Source organism: Rahnella sp. NRRL B-41462 (genome assembly GCF_003263525.1).
In the GTDB taxonomy this organism is placed as follows: Bacteria; Pseudomonadota; Gammaproteobacteria; order Enterobacterales; family Enterobacteriaceae; genus Rahnella; species Rahnella aceris.
In genome coordinates this window covers 1-9,901 of the sequence record NZ_JYDF01000143.1, presented here as the reverse complement: position 1 = coordinate 9,901, position 9,901 = coordinate 1, and the positions used below count along the sequence as shown (strand labels likewise).

Below are 9,901 nucleotides of genomic sequence, written 5' to 3'. Positions count from 1 at the left end.
GATAAGCAATCAGGCTGGTGCCTTCTTTCTCTTTTTGGAACTGTTCCATCAGCACTGGTGCGCTTGATCCAGCAGCAATCAGCGCCAGCATGGCGGCACTGAGTTTCGTTTTAAGGTTTGCCACTTCAGACCTCGCTGGTTTTCTGCGCGAGCTCATTAACAACCTGGGCGGTTGCAGATGGATTTTTTGCATCCACCTTGTCGGCGATTTCTTGAAGAATCCGGGTGCGCTTCATCTGTTCGCGACGATTCAGGAAGTACGTTAAAGCAGTAAAGAGCGCCCCGATCAGCACGCCAGCGATAAAGCCCCAATCCTGAAGGGATAAGCTTGCAAAGAAGGCCGTAATTCCAGCACCACCATATGTAGCGTTACTGTATTTTTCGTCCATTTTCATAGTCTCCCCCTCCGGTCAGCCGGTTGGGTGCGTAGTAGTGGGGTATTTAGCTGCTCAGTCCGTTTGCGAAAGGATGAGTTGTTAGCTGATTGACTGGCCGCCAAAACGAGAAAAGGCCACAAAATTGGCAGCCTCAAAAACGCAAAAACCCGCACATTGGCGGGTTCAAATAACTTCTGTAATTAAAGATGTAATGCCTGCCCCACCCGGCGCTTATCTCCGGCACTCATAATGGCTTAGCTCTTGAAGGGGCGAGGTCATAATCTCAGATTAATCCCGATGACATTTAACAATTTTTGCTCATTTGATTATTCTTCAGCCAGTAAAACACCACATTGTGATCCAGACCCAGAAATTTACGGATCGCGTTGTAAGCGCCCCTCAAGCTGAAATGGGTACAAACCAAACCCCAGACTATGCTGGGGTCGTAACGTATTATGAGGTATTCGACTGTGCAGGGAATATTTCTCCGAAAGTCTGTTTATACCGTTCCTCTTCAAGTTCCACGCCAAGCGCGAAACGGCCCAGCTTGATTGCTTCTTTTATCGTGGAACCTGATCCCATGAAAAAATCAGCAACTACATCACCCGGCCTGCTACTGGCGCTGATGATATCTCTCATCATCTCGGCTGGCTTTTCGCACGGATGTTTGCCCGGATAATACGGAACTGATTTATAGGTCCATACATCAGTAAATGGCACAAGACTCGTAACAGCGAACGGACGTCGGAGCCGTTTTAATTCATCCACCAGCTCCGCATAGTGTCGAGATAATGAATCATATTCCTTTACCAACTGATGGTGAGGAAGTTCCAGTTCTTGGCGGCCATGTTTTTCGCGCCCAACGCGCTCAAATAAACACTGCAACGCTAAGTAGTCTTTCTCGCTCGGTAATTGCCACTGGCTTTCACTAAACCAATGAGAAGCCATTTGTTTGCCGGTTGCCTGATGAATCTCTTTCGCTGTGATCCCTAAAGCTTTACGGGCATTGCTGAAATACTCCACCAGAGGCTTGAGCGTGTTTTTGCGTTGCTCCTGGCACTCGATTGAATAGCTGGAGGACTTCCCTCTATACGGACCACGGTAATGCTCAGCGAAGAGGATCCGCTCAGTGGCTGGGAAGTACGACCTCAAGTCTTCTTTGTGCTGTCTGTTCCAAGGCCCAGAAGGTTTGGCCCAGATGATGTGGTTCAGAATTTTAAACCTCTCACGCATCAGTAACTCAGTGTCAGCAGCTAAACGCGAACCGCAAAAAACATACAGGCTGCCCGATGGTTTCAATACCCGCCAGAACTCCGCAAATACCTCATCCAGCCAGGCAAGGTACGCTGATTCATCTGGCCACTGATTATCCCACTTACACGATTTAACCCGAAAATACGGAGGATCCGTTGCTATCAGATCAATGCAGTCATCAGGTAAGGTTTTGATGTATTGGAGTGAGTCAGCACAAATAATATTTATACTGTTTAAATCTACAGTTGTTTTCATAGATCAGAGACGCCCTTTTTGATAGGCTCCATTTGCTGTGTGCACATCAGCAATGGGCCTCGGTTCGCTCGTGACCAACTAACGGGCGAATGGCGTGCACGATGTTATCAGCATCATGTACGCCGCCCATTCCACAAACAATTAAGCCCTGGCATATGCCGGGGCTTTTCATTAATTGATACCACTTCTCTCTGTGAGGTGTCCTCACAATCGAATTGAGGATGTAAAAAAGGCCGCCCATAGGCAGCCCGTTAGAATATTCATTTTGACTATTTAACAATGCCGAACAGTTTTGCCCACTCTTCTATCTGGGATCGATATATGAATTGAACAGACTGTAGGGAGTAGGCACCCTCGCCTTCTACAAGTTGTGCAAGGCAAGGGAATTCTTTGGGTGCCTGACGTAGGATTTCTCTTTCAAGCTCGTCAGGTCCGAAAACCGAAGGAAACTCCTCATCCAAATGAAGGTAGTCATTATGCATCCATTCTCGATACTCAAATTCGTTAGTTAGTAGCTTCATGCTGATAGTCTCACGTGATGTTTTACATAAGATAGCAGGCATCCAGCAAACGAACGATGGTGATGGCTATTTTTTACTTCCCCACGAGATTTACTAAAGCAAGATTCAAGCGTACATTTTCATTTGCAGATATATCAAGAGTTCTCCTAAAGGAAATCCTTGCTTTATTCTATTGAATTCAAATCATTTTAAAGAGGATGATTCAATGCATATTGAGACTGTTCTGGATAAGTTTAGCTGCTCCATTTGTCGATGCGAATTTCTCATTTACCCAAATGACTTTAATCTGGAAGCTAACTTCGCTGACGTTAGTTGTGCATCATGCGGCCGTGAAGTCACCAAAAGCGAACTTGTCGAGCTATTGCAAACTGGTGATTCTAAACAGCCTAAGAAACTCATTACTACTATGTTGAAGTAGTATCACCCAAATTATTGCTTTAGGTGTCCTCCCAACCGAATTGGGGGTATAAAAAAGGCCGCCAATCGGCAGTTTCTAGAAAGTGTTTTATAGTGACGGCACTACTCAATAAGGACATGTATATGAAAAATAAAATCTTCGTTGTCTTAATGTTCACCGGCATGCTCACCAGCTTTTCAGGATTTGCGGAACTCTTGCAGTGCAGTATCAACGTCGGCAATCTCTCAGATTGCCAGCCATATCCATCAACGAAAAATGCCCCTCTACTCAGAAGCGATGGAAAGGTTTCTTTATGCGAGATTAATAGCGGAGAGGTTGGCTCATGCTCATCAAATTATGACGGTGAAATAGTCATCAAGAGAGATAGTGGTTACTCTGAATGCAATGTTGTGTATGGCGAACTGAAAGGCTGCACTCCTCCTGTTTATTCTGGCTCAGCGATTATTGATACTAGCCAGGAATAAGGGTAAAGCTTTTGGTAAGGGCATTAACCCCTTTGACTGGCCGGAAATGTCCCAGCTTACCAAGCCGATGCTCTTACCTGATGTGTAGAAACGAAAAAGCCCCGAATATGCGAGGCCAAAATTCTTACCACTTTTCGCAGTGGCCGCGCTCATGCCCTTGAGTCGTATGTCGCTCCTCGCCGCTAATAACCGGTGCTCGTTTGGCTTTCGAGCTTCTCTACCGGTATGCCTTTTTCTTTAATAACCCTCACCAGCGCATATTGCAGTTCGGACCTGCATCTGGCTCCCTGTGGGACTCGGGGCAGCATCATTACTGCTGCGTCGGCTGACGCCTTTCCCTTTGCTGGTGCATCTTTCAATGCTGCTGATACATAAAAACCCGCACAAGGCGGGTTCATTTGATGCAGAGAAATAATAAATTTGTAAAATTAGTTTGTCGCTTCTTTAACGTTAATGTCTTCAATATCAGACACCCGACCGTCTACGATAGTGATTAATTTACCGGGGCACGGAATTGGGGACTTCTCGCAACGATATTCTACAGATCGGCTGAGCAAAAGTTTTTTCGTGTTACTTGAGAATTGATACTTTGACGGGTTAAAACCATACGCAGCATAAGCTAAACACTCCTTATCTCCAACTCTAACATCATGTCGTTTTGCTCTACTGGCTTCATCTTGCGTAAGTAGTCCTAAAGGAACGAGACGGTCAACGTTTTCGTTGAAATAAAAACCGGGAGCCCATGAAGATAATGCACATTCATGAAACACTTCCCCTGAGATTTTCCCGTTCCAACCACTCTCATAAGCCGAACTAGTGCATCCACTGAGCATAAAAAATACTGGTATGAAGATTTTTTTCATTACTACATTCCAAAATATGATTAGTAAAATGCACATCGACCATATTGAGGATTTCTTTATATTAAAATTACAAAGTAGCATCAGAAAGCAAAAAACCCCGCCAAAGCGGGGTTTTTTTGATTCTTCTTAGCGCTCATCTACATAAACGCCCATGATTTGATAAATCTACGCCAAGTTCGGACAAAATGCAAGAGTTGAGGCTGAAATGGCGTAAATAGAACAAATCTTAGTTTAAGAAGGCGTTATTCATATTTCTATGTTTGGGCTGCTTATCAGCGGACACCTTTGCCACCAGGGCGAGAGTCCTCTGATCTTCCACCGCATCGTGAACCATCCGATGCAGTATCGTTGTCATGCTGACAGCTGCCGGCAAAAGCCTGAATCGAAGTGCCGAGAGAAAGAGTTACCAGAAGCATTGCGAATATTTTTTTCATGTAATACCTGTGTGTAGTTAAGGCCACAAATGTGGCTCATCAAAAGTATTCCCTTAAGTTAAATTTTACTAGTGAATATAGGTTTCCGTGTGGTCGCCAGACACAAAAAATCCCCTTACGGGGCTTTATCTTCATCTTTTTTCTGAGGTTTGTTTTTTGGTTTATTTCTCAAAACAAAAATGGTTGCGATTGCTACCACCGTACCGATAACGGCCCCGGCTAAAAAATCATGGCCAGTAAGACCCAATATCAAAGCACATAGTACGGTAAAAATTGTTGCGCTTAAGCCATAGTTCTGACCACGTTTATCCCGAAAAATCGCTCCGTTTAGCGCTTTATCTTCCATGTCATGCCTGTGTTTAAACTCATCTTCAGTAAGTTTAAAAATCCTGTCAGCGGCACCAGGCAAAACAGCTTCATAGTCTCTCAGAATCCTAGGGTGCGGCAACGGCCCTTGGAATGCTTCATGAGAAATGATGATTTCTTGTATTTCAGGTCGGTCCAGAACCCGACTAAAAGCATCAGGATTCTGGATTATTTCACGTCGTAGTTCTTCATCTACTTCTTCAAACTCATCCTCTTCAGGATTTTGTTGCCCAGTAGAGGTTTGCATATTTTTCGAAGGATGCCTGCTCGCTTCCTTTTCGGAATCCACTATTGTAGGCTTCTCCGGCTGATTTTGATCGTCCAATTTTCTTGCTAACCTCTGCTTGAGTTTCTCCGCTAGGATATAGACCAACCCCTAACATGTTAGCTGCTCGACGGATGTCGCAACCAACGTTTCTCATGTCGGATGCGATAGCTGCCTTTACATCTTTTTGACTTAAGATGGCTGTGTAGTTTGAGTGAGGAATTATTCCTAATACGGAACCTGCTTCAACCATGATTTTGATATCAAAGTTGTATGTTCGAGATGCTTTATTTTTAAACATGGTTTGTCCCCATTGATACCGCAGGGCGCGTTACCTTATTGGTAATAATACTTTGAACTTAGCATTTTGCAATCACGGCATTGTAAAATAGCAAGCGCCGGATCCCCGGCGCATCTAGCACTTACTGAATCTTCGTAGCCTGCTGGATGTAAGATATCTAACTGACAAAATTTTCATTAGTTATGTGGGGCTTACAAAATGCTCATTTGCTGGTGATTCTTTGGAATACAGCATCAGCGTGATTCTCTTCCTGCTCACATTTGGTCACCAGCGACTCATATAGCGGTCGCCAATTTCGATTCCATGTTCTTTCCTGCAGGTCAGGCAGCAGCGACACAATCGCTTTGTAGGCTGTTGTGCCTGGTGTCCGTTTGAATCCTCTGCCCGCGCACCGATCACAAGTCTTATCGACCGGAACGCCGAGAAGGTTTGATTTCTCCAGGTCACGCACGCGGCCGGTGCCATTACAGCGGCAACGATTTGAGATGGTCCCCTTCCCCTTGCACGGCTGGCAAATGACATCAACTATCTCTTCACCTTCCATTTTGGACTTTATTTCATTGCGGTAAAGCAGGCCTAAATTGCCCGGTAGCGCATCAAGATATTCCCGGCGGTCGATTGCCAAATGATTTCTGAAGGTTCTCTTCTCTCTCAAAAAACCGGTGCCTGAGCAGCACGGACAATCAGAAGTGGCCGCCGCCGACCGCGCATAATCTTCAAACGCCATTTTTGCCATAATGCGTAAGCATTCAGCCATGCGCCTCCCTGCGACTTTGCCGATATGCTTCGGTGCGTGCTGTTTGGCGTACTGCGTCAGCATGCCGACCGCTATCGTTCTATCCTGCTGGCTGATACCGGCTTTTGCCAGGAACAGGCGCAGGCCGAATTCCGCGTCACTTTGTGTCATCCCCAGCGCCGCCATAATATCGGTGATGTTAAGTGCGTCGCTGGCCGTCGCGCGGGAACTGTCGCTGATGGATAAGCCTTTCGGGGAAAAATGCTTCAAAATCGTTTCAAGGTTCATGCTGATTCCACACTTATTTTTGCTTGCCGGTAGCGATAACACCCATCGCCAGCGCACGGTCTAATGTCTTCAACACCAGAAATTCCTGTGTGCCGTGTTCTTCTTCCCAAGCCGGGGTATCCGCATGAAGTGAGTCGTGACACCGTCTGCACAGCGGGATCACGAACAGGTCATGCGCTTTTGTTGCCATTCCACCAAATCCATTGCCGGTGATGTGATGCGGATCATCGGACCCGTTACCGCAGGCACAGCAAGGCTGGCGCTTTACCCATTGAGTGTATTTCGTGTTTTCGTACCGGCGGCGCTTCGGGCGAAGCATGAAAGATTCCGGTGTTTCCGGATCAACGGCCAGCGCCAGCACCGGTTTGATGTTGCTCGCCATCACTTCCCCTGGCTCTTGTTCGCTGGGATTAATGTCCGATTCTTTCAACTGCGTGCCCGGAGGCAGGTATTTCATGCCAAGCGCTTCGCATATGATTTCATCCGGCAGTTGCGCCGCTAGCCCCTTACTCGTTGCCCACCAGCAAAGTTCCGGCAGGGTCAGTTGATGTCCAGCGGACAATCGGGAACGCTCGCGGATAGCCTCAGTCACAAATTCAGTGGTATTCGACAGTGCTGCGGCATCGAGTTTTACCGATTCTTTTCCGTGATATTCGTTGTCATGGGTCCAACACAGAGACACAACACCACGCGCACGGCGAGACTGCACCAGTTCATGGTGATGGTATTGGCCACCAAAATCAGTGCACTGGCAGCCTCGGTTACGCTTAACCCACAACGTCAGCGCACCCCACCCGCCGACCAGGTTGATAACCCGCTCTGAGGCCAGAAATCCAGACAGGCGCGGATCTCGCGATAGTGGCTGAGCCTCCACTGGAACCAAACCGTCCGCCGCCCCGCGCAGATCCGCTGGCTCATCGGTTATTAGCAGGCGTTTGCCGCTGAAATGCTGCAACATGTCACCTGGCGGCCGCAATAGCACAATCCCCAAATCTCTCTGTGGGTATGGCTTTAAGAGCGCTCTCATTCAGCTCTCTCCCCAGCTTTAACCAGGCTGCTCAGTACAGCATCGGCATGTTCCCGTGCAGCGGTGTAATCAGTGGGATGTAGCTCCCCCGAAGGGGAGACCGCTGTCAGCCAGCCGCTGTAAGCAGAGAGCCAGATTTTCTGAAATTCGTTCACGCAGCCACCTCCTGCAGGTAAACGATGCCAGCGGAGATCTGGTGTTTAGAAGTTGATAGTGGTGTTAGTGCCTGATAATGACCTGCCAACACTTTTACGCGAGAGTTCCGCATAGGGGGAATAGTAGTGAAGCTCGCCGGTACCAACTCGATATCGTTGAATGGGTTTTCATTCCCCCAGTGATGCCAGCCTGAAGCTTCTCCACGGCTAAAAAGCTCGATGCGTGAAACTTGCCCGTAAAGCTCTTCGAGGCGAAAACGCACCTCTGCTGGCTTTTCGCTGTGCTCACCGCGGCAACTGTAAACAACCTGCTTAATGCTGGCGTTGAGGCGCTCGAGACCTGAACCGCGAACGGCGATCAACACATCTTCTGTGTTGCCACGCGTGTAGTTTCCGCCATTCATCACCGTTTCCACGTTCAAAGTATCCATAAAGTCTTCGAAATCGATCATGGTCTGTTCTGCCAGAGCCCGCTCTATACGGCTACGTGCCTGCTCATAGAGTTTTACCCACGTAAATCCCTTCATGGTTTTCACCTTGAAGCCCCATGCATGCGCCAGCTCAACCGCTTCCGAAGCAAAGTTGCCGGTGTACCACATCGCCAGAACTGCGTTTTCATCTGTAATAGACCAGACCGGAAGACGCTTCATTTCCTCAACCGCCATAGTGCTGTAGTGGCCACCCGCCGCGCCGTTACTTATCTTGTTGGAATACTGCCAGGCAGGATCTGCATAAATCAGTTGATAACTCATAGCGCCTCCGATTTAGGGGCGATACGGAAGTTTTGATCGAAGTTTTTAGTTTGAAAGCATGACCAGCGCCCCGTATGTAGGGCATAACCGCATACTTTGTTTTCGTCCCGGTAAACCACATTGAATTTCTTATAAAACCTAGGTCTCACTTCAAGGTATAGGCCCAGTTCTTCAGGAATCGCCGATAAATTAATTTTCTCGCCATGGTTCATTGGTGGTGTGGTGTAGACAGGGATAATTACGCCGCCGTGGGCGTTTTTGCATTTGATGGCATCAACCTCTTCCAAATAAACATCAAGTTTAAACGTAGAGTTATATCCATCTGTGAGCGGCCGACTAATGACGTAATAATCAGGCTTGGCCTGCTTTGCTGCTATTGCTATGCGTAAAAGTGGGATGATTTCTTGAACATCAAATAAACCATTTCCGTATGAAGTTGCTTTGGCCATTGAAAGCAACTCTTCCAACCTTCCTTCGCTGAACTGGCCCAAATAGTTATTCATAACACCCCCCTGCCCAGAAGTACTGCCCATAGGTTTGTGTTCAAACTCAGCACTGTTTTCAGCCAGTGTTTTCACTGGGGCTATATCCGATTTTTCGGCCGTCGGTTCTACGACTTGTTTTGGCTCTTCGCTCAGTGAATATGTTTTCTTCCCGGCACAATGCCCAGTAACAATGTGGAACTGAGGCTTTTTGCTGATCGTATTAATCGTAGATGACATCGAATGCCCTGACGGAATAAAACCGGCATATTCGATTAACGATCCTTCATTATCCGAGCAGGTGCGCGGAGTGCGATCACGCATGAGCCCTACTATGACTAATTGCTGATGGTTTTTTTCATTCAGATTTCCCCTGCTGCCGGCGCTGAGCACATTCTTTCCAGATGCGATTCCAGGTGCTGATCGCGAAATCACTGCGCATGCCACGCACACTGGCTTTACTTGCCTCGGTACAGACCAGTTTTTCCAAATCACTTGGGGCTTTGCTCGCCGCAACACCGCTGATAAACCGGCGATAAGCTGAATCACGTTCAGAGGTATCAACGGCCACTTCGCCGCGGTCCCACTTCCCGTTTTTGCGGGCTGGGCGGCCAGCACGATTCCAAGCATTGGCACCTTCGAGATAACCCGGGAACTTGGAAGGCTGGAACAGCGTGGATGGGCGCAGATACTCGGCCATTTCCAGATCGCCGCCCCATTTGGCATGCATGTAATCAACGGTCAGTTGCTGTTCTTCAGGGGTGAAGCCTTCACGCAGTCTGGCGCGGATGTTATCCAATGAGGATTTGCTGACCTGATAACGTGAGCCGGTGGTCTGATTCAGGTAGTTCAGAACCTGTTTAGCCTGATCAGTAATTTCAACCTCGGCGTCGGTCTGCGCAGCAGGCTGACAAAGGGGTTTTATATCTGATGGATCTTGTTT

13 protein-coding genes and 1 pseudogene are annotated in these 9,901 nt (G+C 47.6%); 1 reads left to right on the top strand and 13 read right to left on the bottom strand.

The window, feature by feature from the left end; translation table 11 throughout:
• From UC14_RS24830 to UC14_RS24820, 3 genes and pseudogenes are all read right to left on the bottom strand, one after another.
• Window positions 1–124 (bottom strand): annotated as a pseudogene (locus tag UC14_RS24830) (lysozyme); the annotation flags it as partial.
• A 1-nt stretch (window position 125) separates the two neighbouring features.
• On the bottom strand, window positions 126–395 hold the full coding sequence (locus UC14_RS24825) for an HP1 family phage holin (RefSeq protein ID WP_013575116.1): 270 nt from the start codon (window positions 393–395) through the stop codon (window positions 126–128).
• Between the two features lie 435 nt (window positions 396–830).
• Window positions 831–1,886 carry a site-specific DNA-methyltransferase gene (locus UC14_RS24820; RefSeq protein WP_112198636.1) on the bottom strand — a complete coding sequence of 352 codons (1,056 nt, stop codon included), beginning with the start codon at window positions 1,884–1,886 and terminating at the stop codon, window positions 831–833.
• A 1,061-nt stretch (window positions 1,887–2,947) separates the two neighbouring features.
• Between UC14_RS24820 and UC14_RS24805 the strand changes: the two genes are divergently transcribed.
• Entirely contained in the window at window positions 2,948–3,289 is a 342-nt protein-coding gene (locus UC14_RS24805) for a hypothetical protein (protein ID WP_112198635.1), read from the top strand.
• A 428-nt stretch (window positions 3,290–3,717) separates the two neighbouring features.
• On the opposite strand, the gene UC14_RS26820 is transcribed toward UC14_RS24805, so the two are convergent.
• The 10 genes from UC14_RS26820 to UC14_RS24770 all read right to left on the bottom strand — a co-directional run.
• Complete coding sequence (locus tag UC14_RS26820) at window positions 3,718–4,152, bottom strand: hypothetical protein (RefSeq protein WP_157962156.1); 435 nt, start codon at window positions 4,150–4,152, stop codon at window positions 3,718–3,720.
• A 272-nt stretch (window positions 4,153–4,424) separates the two neighbouring features.
• Window positions 4,425–4,586, bottom strand: coding sequence for a transmembrane anchored protein (locus UC14_RS27380; protein WP_112198634.1), 162 nt, complete (start codon window positions 4,584–4,586; stop codon window positions 4,425–4,427).
• A 115-nt stretch (window positions 4,587–4,701) separates the two neighbouring features.
• A complete protein-coding gene (locus UC14_RS24795) occupies window positions 4,702–5,199 on the bottom strand; it encodes a DUF2335 domain-containing protein (protein ID WP_112198638.1) in 498 nt (165 codons plus the stop codon).
• Window positions 5,168–5,518: a hypothetical protein gene (locus UC14_RS26815; RefSeq protein WP_157962155.1), complete on the bottom strand. Its 351-nt coding sequence runs from the start codon at window positions 5,516–5,518 to the stop codon at window positions 5,168–5,170. The genes UC14_RS24795 and UC14_RS26815 overlap by 32 nt, the downstream gene beginning before the upstream one ends.
• A 202-nt stretch (window positions 5,519–5,720) precedes the next feature.
• A complete protein-coding gene (locus tag UC14_RS24790) occupies window positions 5,721–6,542 on the bottom strand; it encodes an antitermination protein (RefSeq protein ID WP_112198633.1) in 822 nt (273 codons plus the stop codon).
• Window positions 6,543–6,555: 13 nt separating this feature from the next.
• Window positions 6,556–7,569 (bottom strand): DUF968 domain-containing protein, encoded by a 1,014-nt coding sequence (locus UC14_RS24785; RefSeq protein ID WP_112198632.1) that lies wholly within the window; start codon window positions 7,567–7,569, stop codon window positions 6,556–6,558.
• A complete protein-coding gene (locus UC14_RS26920) occupies window positions 7,566–7,724 on the bottom strand; it encodes a hypothetical protein (protein WP_198670117.1) in 159 nt (52 codons plus the stop codon). The genes UC14_RS24785 and UC14_RS26920 overlap by 4 nt, the downstream gene beginning before the upstream one ends.
• Entirely contained in the window at window positions 7,721–8,476 is a 756-nt protein-coding gene (locus tag UC14_RS24780; RefSeq protein WP_112198631.1) for an MT-A70 family methyltransferase, read from the bottom strand. Before UC14_RS24780 ends, UC14_RS26920 begins: the two co-directional genes overlap by 4 nt.
• Window positions 8,473–9,351: a hypothetical protein gene (locus tag UC14_RS27205; RefSeq protein WP_232829736.1), complete on the bottom strand. Its 879-nt coding sequence runs from the start codon at window positions 9,349–9,351 to the stop codon at window positions 8,473–8,475. The genes UC14_RS24780 and UC14_RS27205 overlap by 4 nt, the downstream gene beginning before the upstream one ends.
• Window positions 9,317–9,901: conserved phage C-terminal domain-containing protein (locus UC14_RS24770; RefSeq protein WP_198670116.1), on the bottom strand; the 585-nt coding region annotated here is incomplete at its 5' end. The genes UC14_RS27205 and UC14_RS24770, both read right to left, overlap by 35 nt.

Bases quoted from the DNA above. Each gene is read 5' to 3' on its own strand.
- UC14_RS24825 (WP_013575116.1), bottom strand. From the start codon at position 395: ATGAAAATGGACGAAAAATACAGTAACGCTACATATGGTGGTGCTGGA.
- UC14_RS24820 (WP_112198636.1), bottom strand. From the start codon at position 1,886: ATGAAAACAACTGTAGATTTAAACAGTATAAATATTATTTGTGCTGAC.
- UC14_RS24805 (WP_112198635.1), top strand. From the start codon at position 2,948: ATGAAAAATAAAATCTTCGTTGTCTTAATGTTCACCGGCATGCTCACC.
- UC14_RS26820 (WP_157962156.1), bottom strand. From the start codon at position 4,152: ATGAAAAAAATCTTCATACCAGTATTTTTTATGCTCAGTGGATGCACT.
- UC14_RS27380 (WP_112198634.1), bottom strand. From the start codon at position 4,586: ATGAAAAAAATATTCGCAATGCTTCTGGTAACTCTTTCTCTCGGCACT.
- UC14_RS24795 (WP_112198638.1), bottom strand. From the start codon at position 5,199: ATGCAAACCTCTACTGGGCAACAAAATCCTGAAGAGGATGAGTTTGAA.
- UC14_RS26815 (WP_157962155.1), bottom strand. From the start codon at position 5,518: ATGTTTAAAAATAAAGCATCTCGAACATACAACTTTGATATCAAAATC.
- UC14_RS24790 (WP_112198633.1), bottom strand. From the start codon at position 6,542: ATGAACCTTGAAACGATTTTGAAGCATTTTTCCCCGAAAGGCTTATCC.
- UC14_RS24785 (WP_112198632.1), bottom strand. From the start codon at position 7,569: ATGAGAGCGCTCTTAAAGCCATACCCACAGAGAGATTTGGGGATTGTG.
- UC14_RS24780 (WP_112198631.1), bottom strand. From the start codon at position 8,476: ATGAGTTATCAACTGATTTATGCAGATCCTGCCTGGCAGTATTCCAAC.